This window comes from Pantoea sp. X-Soil-TKNS-1211, from assembly GCF_059730495.1.
On record NZ_AP035954.1, the window covers coordinates 167,049 to 190,834 of the forward strand.

20 protein-coding genes are annotated in these 23,786 nt (G+C 52.9%); 7 read left to right on the plus strand and 13 right to left on the minus strand.

Going from position 1 to position 23,786, the window contains the following annotated elements; translation table 11 throughout:
- Positions 1 to 61 precede the first annotated feature (61 nt).
- Positions 62 to 1,219 (plus strand): alpha-hydroxy acid oxidase, encoded by a 1,158-nt coding sequence (locus tag AC6I8W_RS21260; RefSeq protein WP_497838644.1) that lies wholly within the window; start codon positions 62 to 64, stop codon positions 1,217 to 1,219.
- On the opposite strand, the gene AC6I8W_RS21265 is transcribed toward AC6I8W_RS21260, so the two are convergent.
- Together AC6I8W_RS21265 and AC6I8W_RS21270 are read right to left on the minus strand one after the other, a co-directional pair.
- Positions 1,216 to 1,668 carry an SgcJ/EcaC family oxidoreductase gene (locus AC6I8W_RS21265; RefSeq protein WP_497838645.1) on the minus strand — a complete coding sequence of 151 codons (453 nt, stop codon included), beginning with the start codon at positions 1,666 to 1,668 and terminating at the stop codon, positions 1,216 to 1,218. The genes AC6I8W_RS21260 and AC6I8W_RS21265 overlap by 4 nt on opposite strands.
- A 216-nt stretch (positions 1,669 to 1,884) precedes the next feature.
- Positions 1,885 to 3,207, minus strand: a complete 1,323-nt coding sequence (locus tag AC6I8W_RS21270; protein WP_497838646.1) for an MFS transporter — start codon at positions 3,205 to 3,207, stop codon at positions 1,885 to 1,887.
- Positions 3,208 to 3,489: 282 nt separating this feature from the next.
- On the opposite strand from AC6I8W_RS21270, the gene AC6I8W_RS21275 reads away from it, so the two are divergent.
- Together AC6I8W_RS21275 and AC6I8W_RS21280 are read left to right on the plus strand one after the other, a co-directional pair.
- Positions 3,490 to 4,029 (plus strand): 2,4'-dihydroxyacetophenone dioxygenase family protein, encoded by a 540-nt coding sequence (locus AC6I8W_RS21275; protein ID WP_497838647.1) that lies wholly within the window; start codon positions 3,490 to 3,492, stop codon positions 4,027 to 4,029.
- Between the two features lie 18 nt (positions 4,030 to 4,047).
- On the plus strand, positions 4,048 to 4,773 hold the full coding sequence (locus tag AC6I8W_RS21280; RefSeq protein WP_497838785.1) for an SDR family NAD(P)-dependent oxidoreductase: 726 nt from the start codon (positions 4,048 to 4,050) through the stop codon (positions 4,771 to 4,773).
- Positions 4,774 to 4,804: 31 nt separating this feature from the next.
- Here the strand turns inward: AC6I8W_RS21280 and AC6I8W_RS21285 are convergent, their stop codons facing one another.
- Entirely contained in the window at positions 4,805 to 5,554 is a 750-nt protein-coding gene (locus AC6I8W_RS21285) for an SDR family oxidoreductase (protein WP_497838648.1), read from the minus strand.
- Between the two features lie 132 nt (positions 5,555 to 5,686).
- On the opposite strand from AC6I8W_RS21285, the gene AC6I8W_RS21290 reads away from it, so the two are divergent.
- Positions 5,687 to 6,595, plus strand: a complete 909-nt coding sequence (locus AC6I8W_RS21290) for a LysR family transcriptional regulator (RefSeq protein ID WP_497838649.1) — start codon at positions 5,687 to 5,689, stop codon at positions 6,593 to 6,595.
- On the opposite strand, the gene glgX is transcribed toward AC6I8W_RS21290, so the two are convergent.
- The 5 genes from glgX to AC6I8W_RS21315 all read right to left on the minus strand — a co-directional run bounded on the left by glgX (position 6,582) and on the right by AC6I8W_RS21315 (position 16,464).
- Positions 6,582 to 8,663, minus strand: coding sequence for a glycogen debranching protein GlgX (gene glgX, locus AC6I8W_RS21295; RefSeq protein WP_497838650.1), 2,082 nt, complete (start codon positions 8,661 to 8,663; stop codon positions 6,582 to 6,584). The two genes, AC6I8W_RS21290 and glgX, sit on opposite strands and share 14 nt — an antisense overlap.
- Before the next feature lie 119 nt (positions 8,664 to 8,782).
- Positions 8,783 to 11,212, minus strand: a complete 2,430-nt coding sequence (gene treY, locus AC6I8W_RS21300; protein WP_497838651.1) for a malto-oligosyltrehalose synthase — start codon at positions 11,210 to 11,212, stop codon at positions 8,783 to 8,785.
- A complete protein-coding gene (gene treZ / locus AC6I8W_RS21305) occupies positions 11,209 to 12,990 on the minus strand; it encodes a malto-oligosyltrehalose trehalohydrolase (RefSeq protein ID WP_497838652.1) in 1,782 nt (593 codons plus the stop codon). The genes treY and treZ overlap by 4 nt, the downstream gene beginning before the upstream one ends.
- Before the next feature lie 227 nt (positions 12,991 to 13,217).
- Positions 13,218 to 14,303: an ABC transporter substrate-binding protein gene (locus AC6I8W_RS21310; RefSeq protein ID WP_497838653.1), complete on the minus strand. Its 1,086-nt coding sequence runs from the start codon at positions 14,301 to 14,303 to the stop codon at positions 13,218 to 13,220.
- A 31-nt stretch (positions 14,304 to 14,334) separates the two neighbouring features.
- Positions 14,335 to 16,464 carry a TonB-dependent siderophore receptor gene (locus AC6I8W_RS21315; RefSeq protein ID WP_497838654.1) on the minus strand — a complete coding sequence of 710 codons (2,130 nt, stop codon included), beginning with the start codon at positions 16,462 to 16,464 and terminating at the stop codon, positions 14,335 to 14,337.
- A gap of 431 nt (positions 16,465 to 16,895) precedes the next feature.
- On the opposite strand from AC6I8W_RS21315, the gene AC6I8W_RS21320 reads away from it, so the two are divergent.
- The gene (locus tag AC6I8W_RS21320) at positions 16,896 to 17,786 is read left to right on the plus strand and encodes a MurR/RpiR family transcriptional regulator (RefSeq protein ID WP_497838655.1); all 891 of its coding nucleotides are present in this window, start codon (positions 16,896 to 16,898) and stop codon (positions 17,784 to 17,786) included.
- Between the two features lie 5 nt (positions 17,787 to 17,791).
- Here the strand turns inward: AC6I8W_RS21320 and AC6I8W_RS21325 are convergent, their stop codons facing one another.
- Positions 17,792 to 18,700, minus strand: a complete 909-nt coding sequence (locus AC6I8W_RS21325; protein ID WP_497838656.1) for a DMT family transporter — start codon at positions 18,698 to 18,700, stop codon at positions 17,792 to 17,794.
- Positions 18,701 to 18,862: 162 nt separating this feature from the next.
- Between AC6I8W_RS21325 and AC6I8W_RS21330 the strand changes: the two genes are divergently transcribed.
- Positions 18,863 to 19,315 carry an acyltransferase gene (locus tag AC6I8W_RS21330; protein ID WP_497838657.1) on the plus strand — a complete coding sequence of 151 codons (453 nt, stop codon included), beginning with the start codon at positions 18,863 to 18,865 and terminating at the stop codon, positions 19,313 to 19,315.
- A 102-nt stretch (positions 19,316 to 19,417) separates the two neighbouring features.
- On the opposite strand, the gene AC6I8W_RS21335 is transcribed toward AC6I8W_RS21330, so the two are convergent.
- The 4 genes from AC6I8W_RS21335 to AC6I8W_RS21350 are packed head-to-tail and all read right to left on the minus strand — an operon-like array spanning position 19,418 to position 22,750.
- Positions 19,418 to 19,687, minus strand: coding sequence for a SemiSWEET family sugar transporter (locus AC6I8W_RS21335; RefSeq protein WP_497838658.1), 270 nt, complete (start codon positions 19,685 to 19,687; stop codon positions 19,418 to 19,420).
- Between the two features lie 6 nt (positions 19,688 to 19,693).
- Positions 19,694 to 20,710, minus strand: a complete 1,017-nt coding sequence (locus tag AC6I8W_RS21340) for a Gfo/Idh/MocA family protein (RefSeq protein ID WP_497838659.1) — start codon at positions 20,708 to 20,710, stop codon at positions 19,694 to 19,696.
- Positions 20,707 to 21,540 (minus strand): HAD-IIB family hydrolase, encoded by an 834-nt coding sequence (locus AC6I8W_RS21345; RefSeq protein WP_497838660.1) that lies wholly within the window; start codon positions 21,538 to 21,540, stop codon positions 20,707 to 20,709. Before AC6I8W_RS21345 ends, AC6I8W_RS21340 begins: the two co-directional genes overlap by 4 nt.
- Positions 21,524 to 22,750 carry a DegT/DnrJ/EryC1/StrS family aminotransferase gene (locus tag AC6I8W_RS21350; protein WP_497838661.1) on the minus strand — a complete coding sequence of 409 codons (1,227 nt, stop codon included), beginning with the start codon at positions 22,748 to 22,750 and terminating at the stop codon, positions 21,524 to 21,526. Before AC6I8W_RS21350 ends, AC6I8W_RS21345 begins: the two co-directional genes overlap by 17 nt.
- A 442-nt stretch (positions 22,751 to 23,192) precedes the next feature.
- Between AC6I8W_RS21350 and AC6I8W_RS21355 the strand changes: the two genes are divergently transcribed.
- Positions 23,193 to 23,786: a TetR/AcrR family transcriptional regulator gene (locus AC6I8W_RS21355; protein WP_497838662.1), complete on the plus strand. Its 594-nt coding sequence runs from the start codon at positions 23,193 to 23,195 to the stop codon at positions 23,784 to 23,786.

The following is a 23,786-nucleotide window of genomic DNA, read 5'->3' on the forward strand; positions in this document are numbered from 1 at the left end:
CACCGCTGTCCCCCATCTACTCTGTCTCAACCACCTAACCAACAGGGATCAACTCGCCAATATGGTGATTAACTGGGAAAATTTACGCCGGGCAGCGCAGCGCACATTGCCGGGATTTGCCTTTGATTATGTTGATGGGGGGGCCGATGACGAGCAAACGCTGCGCCACAATCGTGAGGTCTTCACCCGTTGGATGTTTAAACCGGCGGTGTTGAAAGATGCAAGCGTGCGGAGTCTGCAAATGTCACTTGCCAATGATCAACTGTCAGCGCCGTTGCTGGTGGCACCGACCGGCTACAATGGCATGTTGCGTTACCAGGCCGATTTGATGCTGGCACGTGCTGCGCAGCAACAGGGCATCGGATATATCCAGAGCACGGTCTCCACTGCCTCACTCGAAGAGAGCGCCGCAGTGAGCCAGGGGCCACGTTGGTTTCAGTTGTATGTGTTGAAAGATCGCCAGGTCACCGCCAGCCTGATTGAACGCGCGCAGGCAGCAGGGTGTTCCGCGCTGGTGGTATCGGTGGATGCGGTACATTTCGGTAACCGCGAGCGTGATAAGTCGCATTACCGGCGGCCGCTAAAACTCTCGTTAAAAGCGTTGGCTGATGTTGCCAGCCATCCAGGCTGGGTATGGCGCACGCTACGTCCCGCCGGGATGCCGGGCTTTGGCAATCTCAAACCCTATTTACCGGCGGAATATCAGCAAGGCCTGAACGCCGCCACCTATTTTGCCCAGCAGATGGACGCCACTCTCAACTGGGAAACCCTGCGCTGGGTGCGTGAGCTATGGTCGGGGCCGCTGTATATCAAAGGCATTATGACCGAACAGGATGCGCTGATTGCCCGGCAACTGGGCTTTGATGGCATCGTGTTGTCCAATCATGGTGGACGTCAGCTGGATGGCACATTCAGTCCGATGCAGGTGCTGTCAGCGATACGCGCGGCGGTGGGACCTGATTTCTCGATCTTGATCGACAGCGGTTTCCGACGTGGCACCGATGTGGTGAAAGCGTTGGCGCTCGGAGCCAATGCGGTATTGCTTGGACGGCCACTGCTGTACGCAGTGGCAGCGGGAGGGGAGGCTATGGTCAATGCCACGTTGCAGGCAATGATTGCCGAAATTGACCGTACACTGGCGCAGCTTGGATGCAGCTCGCTTAAGGATCTGCATCCAGGCCTGGTGCATGAGGTTAATGGGTTAAGCCAGCGGACCTAGCCCTCCGGCATGGCGGAAGAGTGGTGAGTGGAGATTTTCCACTCGCTACCCGTCCAGGCATAGGTAAAGGTATAACGGGCGGATACCGCAGACTTATCGGCATAGGCGAAGGTATAGGTACCGGTATCCACCGCTTTGTTACAACCGATACGAATGGTGCGACTATCGATGTTACCCACCGGTTTTTTTTCCATGAAATGCTCGAAGTAATCAATACGTTCTGCTTCAGTCAGACGCACCCGATTTGATACCGTCGGCAGGAGTACCGCATCTTCCAGATACAGATCGGAAACCGACTTCGCGTTACCGGTTTTCAACGCGTCATTCCATTTATCAAATAAACCTTCGATTTGTTGCTGATCAACCTTGATGCAGCTGGCAGGGGTGGTGGCGAGTGCAGAGCCTGAAATAAACAGCAATGATGCCATGACGGCGAGTGATTTTTTCATACATTTCCCTTTAGTTGAGTGATTTCCTCGCCTTCAGGGATAGCAAGAATTACCCACCGGACAAATAAGATTTGGCTGGTGCCACGGCAATTAACGCGTCTTTTAGCTATATCCCCGCAAACCTTCCACCAACCTAATTCCCGCACCAGCGCGAATCAGCCCCCGTTGTGCCGGGTCGCTTTCAGTACGAAAGTCAAAATTCTCCCGCATGGTCATTCACAGATTGCTGACAGGAACGCTGTCTCGGGCAACAGGCACATCACGATGTTCAATCGGTTTACGTACCAGCAGCCAGTAACACAACCCGGTCAGGGCCGCGATAACACCGCCGCTGATAAAGGCCAGCGCATAAGAACCGGTGACATCCGCAATATAACCGGTGACCAGCGGCGAAAGCGCCCCGGCAAAGAAGCCGCCAAAATTCTGGATGCCACACACCGAACCGACAATATCATTGCTGGCGACATCGCCGGGGATCGCCCAGCAGGTACAGGACACCGCCGAGAGGAAAAACATCGCCACCGTCATCATGCTCAGTGCGCCGATCAACGAATCACAGAACGGCACGGCGATGGTGGTCGCGCCGCTGATCAAGGCTGCCACCATGATCACCACTTTCTTCGCTTGCAGCGGGTCTGCCACTTTGCGTTGATCGATCAACCATTTCACCGCATAGCCACCGAGTGCTGCACCGACAATACCGGCGAGATAAGGAATACTGGCGTAGACCCCCATACTGCTCAACGACAGATGTTGGGTTTTCATCAGATACAGCGGCAGAAAGGTGACAAAAATGTTGAACAGCCAGATGTAGCAGAACCAGCCGAGCATCATGCCCCACATCGATTGATAGCGAAACAGCTCACGCCACTTCACCCGTTTGCCACTGGGAATGGCTGAGACGCTGCCTCCGCCTCCGGCGACAATGTACTGTTTCTCCGCATCTCCAAGTCTTTGATGTTGTTCGGGGTGGCGATAGATACAGAAGAAGATCAGGCCGAAAATCACCCCAAGGCTACCGGCCAGATAAAACAACGCCCCCCAGCCAAAATGCACGCTCATTAACACCAGCAGCGGTGGCGCAAATGCCAGCCCCCAACGTGAGGAGGCATCCCAGATGGAGCTGGCCAGCGCCCGCTCTTTGCGCGGAAACCAGATCGAGGTGATTTTGGCGGAAGTTGGCCAGCCAGGGGCTTCGGTCATTCCCAGCAAGGCACGGGCACCCAGCAGCGCCGGTAGGCTGGTGCATAACCCGGTGATCATGGTCGACAGTCCCCATAAGGACGCCGCCGAAGCATACACCTTACGAGGACCAAAACGATCCGCCAGCCAGCCCGCCGGAAACTGGCTAAAGGCAAAAAACAGGGAAAATACCGATCCCATCAGGCCAATATCGGTATTGGTGAGATGCAGGTCACTCATCATCGATGGTGCCGCCACGGCCAGGCTGGCCCGATCGAGATAGTTGATAAAACCGCCTATAAGTAACACAAATGCAACAAACCAACGTTGCTTACCCACAACCTGATGCGATGGCATAGCGATATCCTGTAATGTGATTAACTAACATGTCAGAATAATGGACATCATCAGAGGTGAATCAGCAACAGGCAGGGTTTATTGTTTAGATATCGATCACAAATGGCGAAGTTAACACGATCTCATACGCTGGTGCTCGTCAGTAATCTTTCATGTCGCTTTGTATATAACATGTCAGATTTCGTGATATTGCCCACATTTAAGGCGGTAGTCTGTTGTCAGTCGGCACCTGTCTGGTCTACATCAAGGTAAATTAATTGTTAATTATTGATGAGGTCTGCGATGAGCCAGCACGACAATCCACCCGATGCAGCAACCCTGCGCCGGATGCCGTATCAGTTCAGTCAACCCGCGGAAATGGTCCCGGACCTGGTGGTGCCCAATGCGGTGCCACTCGACGATCGTATCTGGGTACCCCAGGCGGAAAACGTCTGGTTTCGCCCGTTATGTCTCAACCGTTCTGCCGGTTACTGGGTGAATTTGTTGAAAGTGCGCAAGTCCGGGGTATTAAGCCGTCACCGCCATCCGGCACCGGTGCATGCCTTGGTGCTGAAAGGTCGCTGGCGCTATCTCGAACATGACTGGGAAGCGGTTGAAGGTGGCTATGTTTTCGAACCGCCGGGTGAGACACACACGCTGGTGGTCGACCCGGATGTGGAAGAGATGATTACCTTGTTTCAGGTGCACGGCTGTATGTATTACGTCGATCCCTGGGGCGAACATATTGGTTTTGAAGACGTTTTTACCAAAATTGAGATGTGCCGTAAACACTATGCAGCGGTGGGGCTGGGTAGTGATTTTGTTGACCAGTTTATTCGCTAGGTCGGGAGAGGCAGCATGATGACGTTTCATCCGGCGTTGTTCGCCGGGAAAACCGCGTTGGTCACGGGCGGCACCAGTGGCATCGGTGCAGGTATTGTCAGCCAGCTTTCTCACCTCGGTGCGGAGGTGATTGCGGCTGGGGTGGGCAGCGACCAGCATCAGTTACCCGCCAGCGAACGTATCCGTATTCAGGAACTGGATGTGCGCGACAATCAGTCAATTATTGACCTGATAAGCGCGTTGCCGCAGCTCGATTTGCTGGTGAATTGTGCCGGGATCATCAGCCGGGGCATGGAGCACGAGGTGGAGGTGTTTGAAAAAGTGATAGATATTAACCTCAGCGGAACCATGCGCTGCTGCCGCGCTGCCCGCGAAAAGCTGGCGCAAAGCAAGGGATGTATCGTGAATACCGCTTCAATGCTCAGTTTTTTTGGTGGTGGGCTGGTGCCGGGATACAGCGCCAGCAAGGGAGGGATTATGCAACTCACTAAATCGCTGGCGATTGCCTGGGCAGAGCAGGGGATTCGCGTGAATGCCGTGGCACCAGGTTGGATCGCCACCGCGTTGACCCAGGCGTTGCAGGATGATCCACAACGCGCGCAACCAATTTTGTCACGCACTCCGCTAAAACGCTGGGGCCAGCCGGACGATGTGGCACAGGCGGTGACCTTCCTGTGCAGTCCGGCGGCGTCGTTTATCACCGGGATTATTTTGCCGGTAGACGGCGGATACTTAACCGCATAATCACGCCGCTACGCGGAAAGTGCCTGAATCACTAAATCTGCGCCATACCGCCATCAACAAACAGTTCGGTGGCGTTAATGAAGCTGGAATCGTCGGAAGCAAGGAATGCCACCACCTTACCAATCTCTTCTGGCTCACCGATACGGCCCAGCGGCACTTGCGCGGCCAGTGCATCAAATAAGCCCTGACGTTGATCTTCGCTGACCAGTCCACCTAAACCCGGGGTACGGATCGGGCCAGGGCTGACCACGTTGATGCGGATGCCACGCTCTTTGACGTCCAGCGCCCATGAGCGGGCAAAGTTACGGACGGCGGCTTTACTGGCGCTATACACGCTGAAGCCAGCGGTGCCTTTCACCGAGGTGGTGGAGGCGGTAAGGATCACCGACGCCTTGTCACTCAGCAACGGCAGCGCCTTTTGCACGGTAAACACTACACCGCGCACGTTGGTGCCGAAGATACGGTCAAAATGTTCCTCGGTGATGCTCCCCAGCGGCAACATATCACCGCCACCGGCGTTGGCGAACAGAATATCCAGACGGCCAGTCTGGTGAGCAATTTGTGCATAAACCGCGTCGAGATCGCTCAGCACCGCTGCATCCGCACGAATGCCGGTCGCGTTTGCGCCAATGCTGGCGACCGCGGCGTCCAGTTCCGCCTGACGGCGTCCGGTAATAAACACCTGAGCACCGCTTGCCGCCAGCGCTTGTGCGGAAGCCAGACCAATACCGGTGGTGCCGCCGGTGACTAATGCAATTTTACCTTTCAGTGATGCGTTCATGTTTGTCTCTCCAGATTGATGATTTAACGTGTCGTTTTGTGCATGGACGCAATGTAACCTTGCCGCGTTTAGTGATAAATCGTGTAAAATGAAAAGGACTATTCACACATATGGATAATAAGGGTAAAAGCGATGGATCAACTGCTGGCGATCAGGGCATTCGCCCGTGTGGTGGAAGCGGGCAATTTTACCCGTGCGGCGGATTCGCTCGACATGCCGAACGCCACTTTAAGCAAGTTGGTGCAGGAGCTGGAAGCGCATCTGGGAATTCGTCTGCTGCAACGCACCACGCGACGCGTTACGGTGACGGCAGAGGGGCGCGATTACTACGAAAAAGCGCTGCGTATCGTGCGCGATCTGGAGGATATCGATGCCTCGTTTAACGTGGTCAGCAGCCGCCTGCGCGGTCATCTGCGCATTGATGTGGGTGGCTCCACCGCTCGCGATGTGCTGCTCCCCGCGCTGCCCGATTTTCTCGCGCGCTATCCCGATATCCGTATTGATCTGGGGGTGTCGGATCGCGCGGTGGATTTGATTAGCGACAACGTCGATTGTGTGATTCGTGGCGGGCCGCTGAGCGATTCATCGTTGATCGCCCGCCATATCGGCGACGCCACCATGATTACCTGCGCCACACCCGGTTATCTGAAAGCCTTTGGTGTGCCTGCCTACCCGGATGAGTTAAAAAACGGCCATCGGTTGATTAGTTATCTGTCACCGCAAAGCGGGCGTCCGTTTCCGTTTCGATTTATGCGTGATGGGGAAAAAACCGAGATCAAGACTGAACATCGTATCGGTGTTAACGAGAGCAATGCGCATCTGGCGGCGGCGTTGGCCGGGCTAGGGATTATCCAGACCTTCACCTATGCCACTGCCGAGGCCCAGCAGCGCGGGGTTCTGGTGGAGATCCTCAAACCCTGGCGTCCGGCAGCTTATCCGTTTCATGTGGTTTACCCGCAAAACCGCCATGTAACGCAGCGGCTGCGGGTGTTTATTGACTGGCTGATTACGGTGTTTCCGCAGCGACTTAGGGGCGTCTGAACAGCGCGAGACTGCGCCCTTCCAGCTCAAAATCCTTCTCTTTGGTGATCACTAATCCAGGTTGATAGTTCTCGCTGGTACTCAGTTCCAGCACCCAGCCGCCTTCACCGAACTGCGGGATGCGGAAGGGTACGTTGCCTTCAAACGGATTAAACAACATCAACACATCGTGCCAGATGCCCTCGGTGGTTTGCAGATCGGGGCGACCGATATACATGCCGAGCGTGGTGCCTTCCTCCCAGTGTTCTGACTGTTGCAGGCCGCCACCCGCATTGAACCATTCAATCACCATCCCATCGCGCCAGTTCTCGCGGTGCAGCAGCGGCTGGCTGGCGCGTAGTAAGATAAGCTGGCGGGTAAATTCGCGCAGCGCATCGGCACTGGCGGGTAGGTTATCCCAGTGAACCCACGAGATTTCGCTGTCCTGGCAGTAGCCGTTATTATTGCCCATCTGGCTGCGACCAAACTCGTCACCGGCCAGCAGCATTGGGGTGCCGTGAGAAAACAGCAGGGTGGCGAGAAAATTGCGTTTTTGGCGTTCACGCACCGCATTGATCTGTTCGTCATCAGTCGGGCCTTCCGCGCCGTAATTATACGAACGATTGTCGTTGTGACCGTCGTTGTTCTCTTCGCCGTTGGCTTCGTTGTGTTTTTCGTTCCAGGAGACCAGATCATTCAGGGTAAAGCCGTCATGGGCGGTGATAAAGTTGATGCTGGCCCACGGGCGGCGACCGCGCTGATCGTACAGATCGCCGGAACCGAGCAAGCGGGCAGCAAAATCGCTGGAGACACTGTCGCCTTTCCAGTATTCACGTACCGTGTCGCGATATTTGTCGTTCCACTCGGCCCAGCCAGGCGGAAACGCGCCAACCTGATAACCACCCGGTCCGATATCCCAGGGTTCACCGATCAGTTTCAGTTTCCCTAACAACGGGTCCTGGGTCATGGCATCAAAAAAGCCGCCGCGCGGATCAAACCCTCCTGGTTCACGACCGAGAATGGTGCCAAGATCAAAGCGAAAACCATCGATATGCATCGATTCTGCCCAATATCGCAGGGAATCCATAATCATCTGTAACACCCGTGGATGCGAGGTGTTGACGGTGTTACCGGTGCCGGTGTCATTGACGTAATAGCGATGTTGATCCGCCAGGGTGCGGTAGTAGGAATAGTTGTCGATGCCTTTAAACGATAACGTGGGTCCCAGTTCGTTGCCTTCTGCGGTGTGGTTGTAAACCACATCAAGAATCACCTCGATCCCGGCATCGTGCAGCGCGCGCACCATATCGCGAAATCCCTGAATACCGCGTGGGCCAAAATAGCGTGCCGCCGGGGAGAAGAAGTTCAGCGTGTTGTAACCCCAGAAGTTTTTCAGTCCCTTATCCAGTAAATGTTGATCATCGGGAAACCAGTGCACCGGCAACAACTCGACCGAAGTGACCCCAAGGCTTTTGAGATAATCCACCGAGGCTTTATGCGACATGCCGTCGTAGGTGCCGCGCAGGGCTATGGGAATGGCGGAGTTCAACTGAGTAAAGCCTTTCACATGGGTTTCATAAATGATGGCCTGCGACCAGGGGATGCTCGGGCGGTTTTGGTCGTGCCAGTCGAATTCGTTGGTATCGATAACCCGGCATTTTGGCGTAAAAGCGGCGCTGTCGTGAGTATCAAACGTCAGGTCCTTGTCTTCGCCGTCGTGATGTAAATCGTAGGCGAAATGTGCCTCGTTCCAGGCGATATCCCCGTAGAGATCGCGGGCGTAGGGGTCCAGCAGCAGCTTATGCGGGTTAAAACGGTGACCATTTTCCGGCTCAAACGGACCGTGCACGCGATAACCGTACAGCGCGCCCGGTTGCAGTCCGGGGATATAGCCATGCCAGACTTCATGGGTGTACTCCGGCAGATCAAATCTGGCGATTTCATGCTGTCCACTGGCATCGTACAGGCAAAGTTCGACGCGATCGGCGTGCGCAGAGAACAGGGCGAAGTTCACCCCATCGCCATCAAAATTGGCTCCCAGCGGATAGCTGTAACCAGCGGTAATCACGGTAGGTCTGGCGTGTGACATGGTTCCCTCTCCTGTAAATAAACACCCGATTTCGACACCGCGCGATAAATCGCGCCGCTACAAACCTCGCGGCTTTTGGCATCGAAACGTAATGACGTACTTCCACGTAGCGCCGCGATTTATCGCGCGGTTATTGCTGAGTCGCTGAATAATACCAGGTAAGGCTCATTGCTTATCAATGTGTCACTCACGGCAAGCTCGCTACCATCCAGCAAGTTGCGATAACGACGATCGGCAAGTGCTGCGGGCAATTCAATCGGCTCACGCGTCTGCGGATGCGGCAACAGCCCCTGAAATGCCGTGAACGGCAGGCGCGGCACCACCAGAATCAACGCCGTTTCGCCGTCGGTGCGCGCAAAGGCGATCACCTCATCGTGTGTGGTTGCCAGCGGCAGATAATCACCGACGTGAAACAGCTGAGCGTGCTGCTGACGCAGATGCAGCATCGTGGCGATTGCCTGCTGTTTCATCTGCCCATTCAGCCAGCTGTACGGCGCCGGTTCGGCCAGCATCTGTTGCAGCTGGGTAAAATCGGGTGGTTCACGGTTGTCGGGATCGACCAGACTGAAATTCAGCGCTTCGCTACCCTGATAGATATCCGGCACGCCAGGAGCCACCAGCTTGATCAGCGTCTGGCTCAGACTATTTGCCAGTCCGGCATGAATAAAGGGTTGGAGCGTGGCGGTGAAATCCTGCAAAAAATCCGGGTTGTCAGGGGACAGCAGTTGACGGGCGTAGGTCAGCACCGTCTGTTCATAGCGTTGATTGTCCTCCGCCCAGTCGGTACGCAGTTTCGCTTCACGCAGCGCTTTTTCGACGAAGGCGATAAAGCGTGTCTCCAACGCCTGTAATCCCACCCGGTCATCGGGCTGCAACGTGACCGGCCACGCCCCCGCCAGTGCCTGATACAGCAGCCACTCCACACCGGGTTCCGGGGCCAGTCCATCGCGCAGTTGTTGGATATATGGCCGATGCATCTGCCGCCAGCGCGCCACAGCGGTAGCCCAGCGTTCCGGCGCTTCACTGAGGACATACAATCGGGCGCGAGCGTCCTCACCGCGCTTGGTGTCATGGGTGGAGGTGCTGGAGAGTCCGGCGGGTTGCTGTTGGCGTCGTTCCTGCATAGCCGCGTGGAAACGGGCCGGAGAGAACTCGGATGCCAGCGGCTCAGCCCCGACCTCATTCAACGCCAGCGCCACGCTCTGACGGAAGAACAAGGTGTCCTCCACCGATTTCGCCATTAACGGGCCGCTGAGTTGCTGAAAACGGGTGCGAAATAGCGCGGTTGTGTCATCCGGGGCCGCGCCGCGAAATAGCCGGGTGAGGGCGTTGTCCGCGCCGATTTGCGCGACAATCTTTTGCAGCAGTTGTTCATCGCTCGCCGGTAAGCCCTCGGCGGTGGCATAGGTACGATACACCGGGAAGGCAAGCAGCAACTCACGCAGGTCGTTCTCCAGTGAGTCATGGCTGAGTCGTTGCTGCGCCAGTGCCAGCAGCCGGGTAAATTCGCCCTCAAAATTCCGATCAACCATCAAGGCTTTCGCCGCACGCAATTCCGCTGCCATATCCAGCGACGCGCCGGTTGCTTCATCCCAGGCGTGGCGTAACGCCTGGATACCGTTGCTGGCGACCAGCGCATCGGCCAGCGCAGCGATAAATTCATAACCGGTGGTGCCGGATACCGGCCAGTCTGCCGCCAGCGCTTCATCACCCGCGAGAATTTTTTCCACCGTGATATAACACGCTGGCCCGGTCTGCTGGCGCAACCGGGTCAGATATCCTTTGGGGTCGGCCAGACCATCAATATGATCGATGCGCAACCCATCAACGGCACCACTGTGCACCAGTTCCAGAATCAACTGATGGGTGGCGTCAAACACCTCTGGATCTTCGACCCGAACCCCCACCAGCCCGGTGATTTCGAAGAAACGACGATAAGATAGCTCACGCGGCGCATCGGTCCAGCTCATCAACCGATAAGGCTGACGTTCATGCAACGTAGCAATGTCTGCCTTGTCCTGTAGATTCAGTCCCTGCCAGCTGTCCAGCGCCAAAGGGTAAAAATTGTCGTAATACGCGATAGCAGGTAAACCGCTGTGCGGATCGGCTTTGACGCTGATTTCACCTTTTTCCAGCACCTCAGAAAAAGGTGCGCCAAGGAACGGTAGAGTCAACGGGCGCGACCAGTCGATATCAAAAAAATGCGCGTAACGGCTGTGTTCGCCATGCGCGATCACATCGCGCCACCACAGGTTTTCCAGCGAGGCTGCCATATGATTAGGGACGATATCGAGGATCAGAGCCAGCCCGGCATTTTTCAGCGTCTGTACCAGGCGATTAAAACCCGCGCGGCCGCCCAGCGCGGGATCGATCTGCGTGGCGTGGGTGACATCATAGCCGTGAGTGGAATCGGTAGTGGCGGTGAAGATCGGCGAGGCATACAAATGGCTCACGCCTAATTTTTTCAGATAAGGCACCAGGCTGGCGGCACGCGCAAAAGTCATGCCGTCACGAAACTGAAGGCGATAAGTCGAGGTTGGCAGGGTCATGGTTGTTCCTCCTGCGCCAGACGCACCATCACCGTATTGGGCGGCAACGTTGCTGTCTCCGCTGAAGAGGCAAACAGCGTGGTGCCGGGCAGCATTGGCAGCGACTGCGCGTGCTCGCCGACATTCAGTGCCAGCGATAAGGTGCTGCGTGGGAAATGCCAGCTGACAGCCACCAAACCTGGTGCGGTGGCGATGATATGCCCTGCTGGCGTGTCACGCAGCAACGGTACGATATGTTGTCGACGCAACGTCAGCAATTGCCGGGTCAGAGCCAGCCATTCCTGGCCCTCGCTGTGGCTGGCTTTGGCCCAATCCAGTTTCGACATCTCGAAGGTCTTCAGGGCATTGGGATCGGGCACGCTATCAGCCTCATGTCCGGCATGACCGGTAAACTCCCTGGCACGTCCCTCACGTACGGCTTTCGCCAGCTCGCCGTGAAAATCGGTGAAGAACAGGAAAGGGTGCGTTTCGCCATACTCCTCCCCCATAAACAATAACGGGATATGCGGTGAGAGCAGCAGGGTGGCGAACAGCGCCTGAGTACGATCCTTACCGGCAAGGGTAAGCAGTCTGTCGCCCTGCGCGCGGTTGCCGACCTGGTCATGGTTCTGAATAAAATCGACAAAGGTTACAGGCGGCTGAGCGGAGCTATCCACCCCGCGCGGCTTGCCACTGTGGGGCGAGACTTCTCCCTGATAAGCAAAGCCTTGTGTCAGGATGCGGGCGAGCAGTTTCTCCGGCTGATCAGCAAAGTCTGCGTAATACGCGTGAGTTTCACCGGTGGCGAGGACATGAATCGCGTTGTGGAAATCATCATTCCACTCGCCGGTAAACAGCGGCGCGCTGCCGTCCGGGGTGCGCGGATGCAGAAAAATAACGTTGCGGCTGTCTTCCGTGGTGAGATGAATCTGCCGGTCGGTGATCGTCTCACGAATACGTTCAGCGATTTCAGGCAACACATGTTGTCCGGACGGATCTTTGATCTGATCAATGGCGTCAAAGCGCAGGCCATCAAACCTGAATTCTGTCAGCCAGTACAGCGGTGCTTCCACGATATATTGCCGCGCCGCCGCGACATCATAGGCAATCGCTGCTCCCCAGGGCGTCATCCGCTCCTGGTCGAAAAAATCGGGCGACAGCAGCGGCAGATAATTACCTTCCGGGCCAAAGTGGTTCAGCACGATATCCAGCACCACCGAGATACCCAGCCCGTGCGCCGCATCAACCAGCGCCCGCAGATCATCGGGTGTGCCGTAGGCCGAGTGAGGGGCGTAGAGCAGCACACCGTCATAACCCCAGCCACGCTTGCCGCCAAATTGTGCAACCGGCAGCAGTTCAATCATGGTGATGCCCACCTCAGCCAGCTGCGGTAACTTTGCAATGGCTGCCTGAAAGGTGCCCTGCGGCGTGAAGGTGCCGATATGCAGCTCGTAGATCACGCTCTCTTCCCAGCGGCGTCCTGTCCAGTCACGCTGCTGCCAGCGCCAGGCGTTGGGATCAATCACCAGTGAGGGGCCATTTACATCGGATTGTTGTGCACGTGAAGCGGGGTCGGGCACCGGTGTGCCGTCGGCCAACAGATATTGATACGGCGTGCCAGGTGCGACATGGCTTGCCTGCCATACAAACCAGCCATCGCCGCAGGTTTGCATCACATGCTCATCGCCTGCCAGACGCAATGTGACACTACGCTGGCCAGAGGCCCAGAGACGAAAACGCACGCTGCCGTCAGGCGCATACTCAGCGCCCCAACTTTTTTTAAAGGTATTGGACTCCATTTTATCGCCTCGCTGGTTCCAGAAGTGAGCTGTCAACGACGTCGCGCAGTTTCTAATACGGTAATGCGAGCTATAAATTCCGGGGTGGTCAGGGATAAACCTGTGAGAAACAAGCATAGACTATGGTGGCGTGTTTTCCGTAGCGGCGCGATTTATCGCGCGTTGTTTGTCGTGCCAATAAGGTCAAAGGCGCGCGATAAATCGCACCGCTACGAGAGGCGTGCTTTTTAGGAATGTGGCTGGAGGAAATAGGTGCCGCTGTACGGGATCGGCAGATAGTCGTGGAAGATTTGCTTCAACGTTTGCTCGGGGTCGACATCCTTAAACAACTCCGGGTAGAGCGTCTTCGCCATAAACTCGGTGGCGGCAATATGCCACGGACTCAGGTAGAAATTCATCCAGATTACCGCCGTATGACCGTTATGTAAGGCTTTCAGTTCGCGCAAACCGTTCTGTTTCGCCGTCATGGCGCGGAAGCTGCTTTGCACCGCCTCGGGCGCAACCGCCGGGCCTAATTTCAGCGCGCTTTGCGCGTCGTTATCACCCGCACCAGTGGCGATATAATATTCCGGCTGCGTAGCGATCACCGTCTCTTCACTCAAACGGCCAAACACGCCCTGCACGGTTTTGCTGGCGATATTGTCACCCCCCGCGGCGTGCAGCAGTTCACCCAGGCTGCCTTTCACGGCGGTGACGCAGCATTCGTTGCGCCTGCCGAGATGCAGTTGCAGCAGAACCGTCGGTTTTGTCCCCTGATAGCTTGCCAGACGTTGCTGAATCACCTGCAAATGCGCATGGTAGAAATCATTGAAGGATTTGGCCCGCGCCTGCTGGTTCAGCACCTCACCAAAAATCTCGACGCTGCGCGTGGTGTTTTTCAGCAAATGTACGCGCAAGTCGATTTTGACCACCGGGATGTGCGCGGCTTTCAGCATCGCCGCCAGCCGTAAATCGCCATCGTCATAACGTGCCAGGCTCGGCAGGATCACCACATCCGGTTTTAGCGCCAGCACCTGCTCCGGGTTCATATCATTGATGCCACCGGAACCCAGCCTGGGGATCTTTAGCATCTGCGGAAACTGACGTGCAAAGATGTCCCATGTCTGGCTGTCATACTTCTTGAGATCCTGCGGCCAACCGACAATATGCTGGAACGGGTCGCCCGGTTCCAGCATCGCCAGCGTATACAGCATACGGCTCTCGCCCAGTACAATACGTTGCGGGTGGTCAGGGATGGTGACCTGATTACCATCAATATCGGTGATAGTTTTTGCCAGCGCAGTGCCACTCAGCATCAGCAGAAACAGGGCCATTACTCCTTGTAATGGCCTGGTGATTAACGCCTTAGAATTCAACGCTTGCCTCTAACATAAAGTTACGGTTTTCACCTTCACGTACGCGCAGGTTGCCGCCGCTGGAGGTGTAGTAATGTTTATTGAACAGGTTATTCAGGTTCAGTTTCAGCTGGGTTTTGTTACCCAACAGGGGGTTGTTCCAGGCAATAAAGCTGTCGGCCACCACGTAATCCGGCAAGGTGAAGCTGTTGTCCGGGTCACCGGCACGTGAACCGACGTAACGTGCACCGCCACCGACGCGGAAATCGCCCGGAATAGCATTAAACGTCAGGTTATGGCTCAGGTACAGCGCACCGGAATGGCGCGGCGCATTTTGCAGACGGTTGCCATTATTGGCGGAATTCACACCATCGCTAACGATTTCTGCCTGGTCATAGCTGTAGTTGGCACTCAGATCCCAGCCTGGCAGAATCTCACCATTCAGCTCAAACTCGGCACCGCTGGAACGGGCCTTGTCGATAGCACGGGTTTCACCGTTGATGCTCAACGACATATCACGTTCATCAATTCGGTACAGCGCGACGCTGGCGAACAGACGTGGCGAAATCTGCCATTTGCTACCCACTTCCCAGGTGGTGCCCTGTTCCGGTTTGCCGACGTTACCATCATCATCCACGTCGGTAGAGGGGGTGAAGGATTTGCTCACGCTGCCATATAACGAAACATCCGGCGTCAATTTGTAGATCAAACCAGTCTGCGGCAGGAATTTGTTGCCTTTATCGTTCATCGTCTCAACCACCGGATCCCAGCCCTGCGAGGCACGTTGCTCATAATGCTGGTAACGACCACCGACCACGGCGATCCAGTTGGAGGTCAGGGAAATGCTGTCCTTAACGTACACCGAACGGCTGTGAATCCGGTTCAGCAGATTAGCGTTGGCGGTTTTTTCCGTGCTGCTATCGGTAACCGGCGACATCAGATCGTACTGTGGATCATTCAGGTTGAAATCACTGTTGGATTTCCCCTGATATTGATGGGCGCGGTAAGTCTGGTTCATCTCATAATCGGTGCCGACCACGAGGTTATGCGTCATGCCGAAGATTTCCGGCGTACCCATTAGATCCCAGGAAACATATTTGGTCTTATGGTTGAAACCTCGGTTGGCATCGGCACGACGGGTCACGGCGCCAGTGGTGGCGTTGATCGCCGTCACCCTGACTTCGTTGTTGTCATACTGGCGTTGATTCATGCCGAAGGTCAGGCGCGTGCTCCAGTCGTCATTAAACTGCCAGTCATAATGGGCGTTGAGGGTTTTGTTGTGTCCCCAGGCGTGGTTAGCTTTGTCGTCCAGACGATTTTTGTAGCCAATATCCACCGGTTTACCGTTAATAAACGCAGTGCCACGATCGTAAGGGATATCGTACTGATAATCTTCGTAGCTGATCAGGAAGCTGGCTTTCTCACCATACCATTGCAGTGACGGGGCAATTAAGGTGTGCTTTTCGCTACCGAAGTTGCGCCAGTAGTCCTGGTTTTGCTTTTCGGCGATCAGGCGGAAGGCAAAACCGTTGCCAAGCGGCCCGGTGACATCCACCGTCCCCGCGCCGCCTCCTTCACTGGCAAGGCGTCCGCTGACTTTGGTATGCCATGCATATTGCGGCTTTTTACTCACCACATTGATCACACCGCCAGGGTTCTGAATGCCATACAGCAGTGATGCAGAACCTTTCAACACTTCGACGCGCTCGGTGGTGGCATCGAAGTTCAGCCCCTGACTACTGCGCACGCCGTCACGATAGATCGAACCATCGGAGTTGCTACCGAAGCCTCGGCGCACAAAACCATCTTCAGTTCCGGCAAGGGTGTTGCCTTCGGTGACGCCGCTGACAAAACGCATCGCTTCGGACAGATTACTGACCTGATAATCTTCCAGCTGCTGTTGTGTTACCACACTGACCGATTGGGCTTCATTGACACGAGGCGTTGGCGTTTTGCTGGCAACCGAACTACTGGTGGCATTATAGCCCTGGTCGTTATTTTCCTGTGCCGTAACGGTGAGGGTATTATTTTCCTCGGCGGCAACGCTAATTGCAGGTGTAAAAATGGTCACCCCATAAATGGCTGCAATAATTGCCGGATGCGATTTTGTTTTAAATTTAAGAGACCGATTGTTAGTCATTAAGTGCAAGCCTGGTATTAATTTTCTGGTTATTTTCGTCCATGAAGAAATTGCCGACCTGGTCAATAGGCAGGTCAGGTGTCGTGCTCTGATAAACATTGCAAAGGGTCTGAGAATAATTATTTCATTTTTTTATCAGCGATGTTGGCACGCCTTGATGTAATTGAGAATCATTCAAACATGAAAAAATGTAGTAGTAAACGTAAAAAACAGCCGAGCTACTACAGCAACAATACCCCTGACTTTCACCCTGTTATTATCGATGTAACTTGTTGAATAAATTAGGTTGCAAGGGAGTTAAGCAATGGTTTTTCACCTGATTTAGATGTAGTTTAAGTCGAAGAAAGACGTTTTTGTCACTACAGAGTGCGGTGGTCAGATACGCGACAGTCAGCAACAATCTTATTTAAAACAAACAGATCGGACATAAAATGGCTTCAGTAAATAAAATAAAAAACCGGGTCGATGTTCTGGGTGAACGCTATCGCGCGCGGGCTGCTGCGCTCTCACCGCAGCTACAAACCGTGGTGCGTTATATCCATGAAAATCGTGAGGCGGTGGTGGAAGCCACCGCCATGGAGATTGCGACGGCAACCAACAGCTCGGATGCAACGGTTGTTCGCGCAGTCCAGGCATTAGGTTTTGCCGGATTACGCGATTTAAAAAAAACGCTGGAAGCGTGGTTTGGTCCGGCAATGAATTCCGAAGAAAAAATGGTGACTACCGTCAGTGAGCTTTCCTGCGATATTAATTCCGGCATCGATTTTGTCTTAGGCGGACATAAACGCGCCTGTGATGCATTAGCCGAACCGCATAATCGCCAGGCGATTGCCGCAGCTGTCGCATTATTAATTGAAGCACGCCAGGTAGGCTTATTTGGACTTAATGCGTCAGGTGTGCTGGCAGATTACAGCCGTCGCTTATTGGTGCGTATTGGTATTCCGGCGGTCGCGTTAAATCGCTCCGGTATCGCATTGGCAGAACAACTTATTGCCTTACAGCGCGGCGACGTGTTGATTATGATGGCGCAAAAGTCGGCGCACCGTGAAGGGAGTACCACTATCAAGGAAGCCAAACGACTCGGGATCCCGATTATTTTGTTGACCAATGCACCGGATTCTTTTTTCGCCAAAGAAGCGGATGTGGTGATCAATGTACCGCGTGGCGGCGAGGATGGACGCATGCCACTGCATGGCACGGTGCTGGTGTGTCTGGAAATGCTGATTTTGTCGGTGGCGTCGGCCAATGCGACGCGCACCGTCAAGACCATGAAGCGAATTCAGGATCTGAATCGCAGCATGAAACCGGCCAGTAAAAAATAGCCGGGTTATTTTGCGCTGGCGGTCAGCGTAGCTGGCCGGTCTGCACTCACCACCAGCCATACCGCACAGACGATGAGCAACGCCCCAGCGGCAAAGCCTTGATTTAACTCCTCACCCAGTACCAGCCAACCCCAGAAAATGCCGAAGGGTGGGATCAGGAAGGTGACGGTCAGGGTGCGCAGTGGGCCGATATCCGCCAGCAGTCGGAAATACAGAATATAAGCCAGTGCGGTACAGATAAAACCCACCGCCAGAATGCAGGCCCAGACTTCCGGGATCTGCCACTGGCTGGCGGACGTCTGCGGGGCGGTCACGGCGAAGAACGGCAGCAGAAAGCAGGAGGCTCCCAACTGGCTGCCAAACGCCACTTTGGTGGCATCCAGCCCGCCGCGTGCGCCGATCCAGCGCTTAGCGAGAAATCCGGCCATGCCGTAGCAGGTGGTCGCCACCATACAGGCGAGAATACCCAGGAGCAACGCATGGGTAAGGTGCGCTTCACCGGTGGTGCTGATCAACAGGATACCGGCGAAACCCACCACCATACCCAGCACTTTCTTCAGCGTCAGTTTTTCGGCAAAGAAGGCCGCACCCATGATCACGCCCATCAGCGGTGCCGTGGCATTGAGGATGGCGGAATAGCCTGCGGGCAACACCCGTGCGGCAAGGCAATACATCAGGAACGGCAACCCGGAGTTGATCACCCCGAGCAGCATCGCCCAGCGCAGTTTGCCGTCAAAACGCAGCGGCATTCTCAGCACCGCCATAATCACCAGCAGGCCGATGCTGCCGCAAACCACGCGCAGAAACGCGGTGTTAACGGCACCCAGCGCCGGAACGGCAATGCGCATAAACAAAAAGCTGGCTCCCCAGATAGCTGCCAGCAGCAGCAGGCGTAACGTGTCCGTTGTTCGCATAAAGTTTTCTTAGATCAATGGTGGGCAAGGTGAGTACTGTAAATATAAACAGGTCGGGTGGCAAGGTGATAGCAACATATAATTCACGTTAATTTTCAACAGGGTTTATTTATTAATATCATGCTGGGAACGTTACCAGCCTCAAACTCCGGGTATCAAACTATGCGCTTGATTGAAAGTGGTATACGAGAAGTCATATCAGGAAAGAATGTCACTATTGTTAAACCTGCCAATCTTTATGAGTGCGAACTTCAGGATGATGTCTTCTTCGGACCGTTTGTTGAAATACAAAAAGGGTGCGTGATTGGTTGTGGTACTCGTGTACAGTCACATACCTTTATTTGTGAAAATGTGACTATTGGAACGCATTGTTTTATTGGCCATAACGTCACTTTTGCTAATGACCTTTTCCGCTCTGGTAGCCCTGATCCCTCTGGAGAAAGCTGGATTGCAATCACTTTGGGGAATTCTGTTACCGTGGGCAGTGGGGCAACCATCCTGACCCCCTTCGTTTGCAGTGGTGCAGTTATCGGTGCGGGAAGTGTGGTGATAAAACCTGTGGAAGTTAAAGGTATCTATGCCGGGAATCCGGCGAGGTTGATTCGCGAACTTTGAGTCAATATGGGCCATAAAGACCCATCGGTTATCAGAGATACACCTGTGATTGCGTTATGGGCGCAGTCAGCCCTGTGGGACCCGCGCGAATCATAGCAATTTTCATATGCGTTTTCTCCGGCGCGAAAGGAGGGTCATTACCAGTATTGGTGCTGCCAGGAAAAATGTGATGATATTCGCAGCAAGAACTGCAATGTCTGATTTATGGAAACCGTATATAACCCATGAAAAAACACCAATCAGAAACATAATATACATGGTCACTGAGATGCCTTCAGTATTACGTGTTTTGAGTGTTTTAATGCTTTGAGGTGCAAATGCAAAGGTCGTAAAAAACGCTGCGAACAGGCCAATTAAAAGTGTGATGTCCATAGTCAACTAAAATTCCTCAATGACTTCCTGAATATGTAATCCTTGTGGCAAATCAGCAAGTAAGTGCTTTTTCTTGCCCGTTTTAAGATGCTCACACCAGTCCTGATGAAAAAATATAAATGAATCAGACCAGAAAGGTAGTTCACCCGGCGGGTCTGACAGTAGTTTTTCATTTTCGATTGCTATGTTTTCGTTTCCTACGCGATCGAACAAAGTCAAAAAAAGAGTATTTTCATTTTGGGTTGAATAACGTATTTCTCCTTTCTCAAACACAACATGGATATGCAACCCGAGTGCTTCTGGCTCATCTGCTTTGCTGGCATGAATCTGATAAAATGCCCCACGCTCTGAGCGACCGAAAACATAACCATTATCATCTACGTCGACAGGACCATCTTGTTTCGTTCTAATCCGCGTCCCCCTTACTGTTCTGAGCCCGCTGATATCAATTTTCGATTCGTCAAGCAGGCAGAAAATATCGAGCAAGTGGCAGGAGAGGTCCCCCAAAGCGCCACTGCTTTTACCTTGGCTGGCAGAATCGCGCCAGGTTATATGATTGCGGGTCAGTGCCGAGTTCTTGTTAAACGCAGCAGAGAAAAACATAAGTTTTCCGAGCAAACGTTCCTTTCTCAATCGAATAATCATTTCAATTATCCTGTTATAGCGGTAATTAAATGACACTACACTCGATGATGGAGAGATAGAAATCATCCTCTCCGCCGACTCAACATCTGTTGAAAGCGGTTTCTCACAGACAAAAGGAATTTTCCTGTAACTCATCACTTCTTCTGCCAGAGGAAGATGAAGATGATTCGGTGTACAAATAATGAAACCATCACTCATTTCCGCAAGTTGCCGTAGCTCCTGACAGAGTGTCACAGGAAGTGCTGATGATGCGCGGAGTTGATGCATGCGTTCATCATTCACATCGTAAAATGCCAGTCCACGTACATGTTTATTTAACGAGAGGGCGCGAACATGCGCTCGAGCGATCCCGCCACAACCTACAATCCCTATAATCATATATGCTCTCCCTGCAAGACACTGAGAATGCCGTGACAGTATGCCTTGTCAAGACAACTGCCATATTTTTCAACTGCGAACCTGTCGGCGTTAGCGACCAGATATCCCTTTCCAGACTCGGCAAACATGGCAAAATCGTTTGCACTGTCGCCAAAAGCTATGACTGCTTCTTTCGAAAGCAAGGTTTCTTCCCTCAGGAAAATGACCGCCTGGTCTTTGCCACAGCAAAGCGGGATAAATTCGACGTCATAACATTCCTCTGGGTCACCGGCAGCCGGGTTGCATTTTGTAAAAATCACACGGATGCAATTTTCAGCAGCCATACTCTCTATCCAATCAAAATCCTGCTGCATCTGCTGCCGGATTGGATAGTAAAAGCTGATTTTAAATCTCCCTTGATAATCATCCGGCTGTTTGACCAGTGGAATCCCCTTACTCTTTATGACATGAACGAGGTGGTCAACGCTATCGGAACTATAGCCGGACTGACGGATACGGTTTTCCCAAGTTGCAGATGGCAGGATTTCCCCATTTTTTATCCAATAAAACTCGGTTCCAAGGCTGCAACAAATAAAATGGGGACTGCGCGATATATACCCATTGGCCTTACGGACAGCAGAGGGCAGATTTGTACCTGTTATCCATCCAAGCAAAATGCCTTGGTCTCTACCCGAAGAGTCCATAAATGCCTCAAGCTCTGAAATACCACCAAGTTTTTTGTTCTCGTCTAAGAATGGGATGTAGGTTTCATCCAGATCACAGCACACGATAGACTTTATTACTTGTGGCTTAATGAATTCTGGGGGCAGTTTTTTACCGGAAAAAATCATGAAGGACCTCCACTACTTTATTCTGTTCTTCAAAGGACATATGATTATGTAGAGGTATATGAACCAAGGAGGAGTGGATCTCTTCAGAAGGGCGGAATTGTATTTTGGCTGGATAGAATGTTGCAAATTTATGATCGCCCCGGTGCGAAAGTACTGGGTAGTAAATATCTAATTCCACCTTTCTTTTTTTTGCATAAGAGATGAGGTCATTACGACTTATGTTTTTCAAAGAAAGAGGGTAAAGATGCCAGGTATTTTCTGTCTGTTCGATTGGGAGATGAAACTCATTGGAAAGATCTTTAAGAAGCATATGATAACGGGCGGCTAACAGGCATCTCTTCGCCGAATTGACGCCAAAATGTTTGAGCTTCACACTGAGTGTTGCTGCCTGAATGTTATCCATGCGACTATTTAATCCCCAACTTTGTACCTTTATGTTTTTTTTACCTTCAGCAAAACCATGATAGGAGTATTGTCTCGAAATTCGCGCCAGTTCAGGAGAGCGGGTAAGCAAACCGCCGGACTTTCCGAACGTGCCAATGTTTTTGAAGGGATTGAAACTTAGAGCTAATATATCGCAAAAATTCATAACTGCTTTGATACCGAAACATTGTGCTGCATCCACTACCACTGGAATTTCAGCCTGTCGGGCCTTTCGGAAAACTGCACTGATATTCCGGGTAGAACCATAAAGGCAAACGGGGATGACAGCCTTGGTGCGTGCGTTTCTGAGACGTTCAACTTCACCCGGAGTCATGTTATAGGACGCATCGATATTCGCAAAGACTGGAGTCGCGCCTATTGCCATTACCGCATTTTCAGTTGCAGCAAATGAATTAACCGGCAAAATAACTTCATCACCGACACCTACTCCGACGGCCTTCAGCGCAATTTTTAATGCATCAGTGCCACTGCTTGTGGCGACACAGGTCTGTGCATCGTAAAACTCGCGCAGGTTATTTTCTATATGATCGATAAAATTCCCGCTGGTAAATAACCCTGTTTCTATCACTTCAGAAATGATTTCAAGACATTGCTTGCGTTCAGAAATTGAATTGAGTCTGTGAAGCGGTAAGAACGACACGATCGAATTGTCTTCATATTCATTCTCCGAATCGATTAGATTGTAAATGTCGAGATGAGTTTTCTTGAGTTCTACTTCTGACGTTGCACTAAAAATAGATGCATTCAAAGACGATATATCTTCCATGTGATCCTCCATGTTTTTTCGTTGTTTACCTTACGTTATATGAAATTTAAAATCTATTGCGCGTGGCGATTTTTAGTGTGATTCAAATCACGGAAAATAAATATAAATTCAGATTCTAATTGGAACTATTTGTCTGTTTTTATGGAAAGATTTTTTGTGCATGCTGATTATATCTTTTAGTGTGTCGTGGAAATAACTAATTAAAGAATAAGTTTGAAGCTGATAATTAGTTTGCTAAATATTTAGTATCTCCTTTAGCTCTAAAAAATGCAGTGGTGTTTTTTCATGGGCAGCGTGAAACCGTGAGATAACGTGATTTGAAATACTACTGAACGGAGTGATTTAATACATATTGCTGCAATCGTTTGAAGGAACGACGCTTCCCCTCAAAACAAAACTGTGGCACCATTTAGGAATCAATCATTTCCTAAATGGGTGAGACATGTCTGTACAGCCACGCGGTCGCCCGCGCCAGTTTGACACCGATGCCGCGCTGGACCGCGCCATGCTGGTATTCCGTGAAAAGGGCTACCACAGCGCATCGATCAGCGATCTCAGTGAAGCGATGCAACTGACCGCGGGTAGTATCTACAAAGCCTTCAGCGACAAACGTGGCCTGTTTTTGCAGGTGTTTGCGCGTTATACCTCGCTACGCAATCAGGCGCTGCGCCAGCGGCTGGCGCAGCAGCCGGATGGTCGCGCGCGCATCGCTGAACTGCTGCATTTTTACCTCGAATCCGCCAGCGATATTGAAGGACGGCGGGGTTGCCTGGTGGTGGGGAGCGCAATCGAACTCCAGGTGCTGGATGCTGAATTGGCTGAACTGGTGCGCGCGGCACTCCTACGTAACCAACAAGCGATCCTGCAATTGCTGGAACAGGGACAACAGGACGGTTCGGTTAACCCGCAGCATGACGCTGAGGCGCTGGGTGGCGTGTTGCTCTGCATGGTGTTGGGAATGCGTGTGGCAGGCAAAATGCAGGACTTACCGGCGCGTGATCGACTGATTGCAACCGCACTGATGTTGCTCGATTAA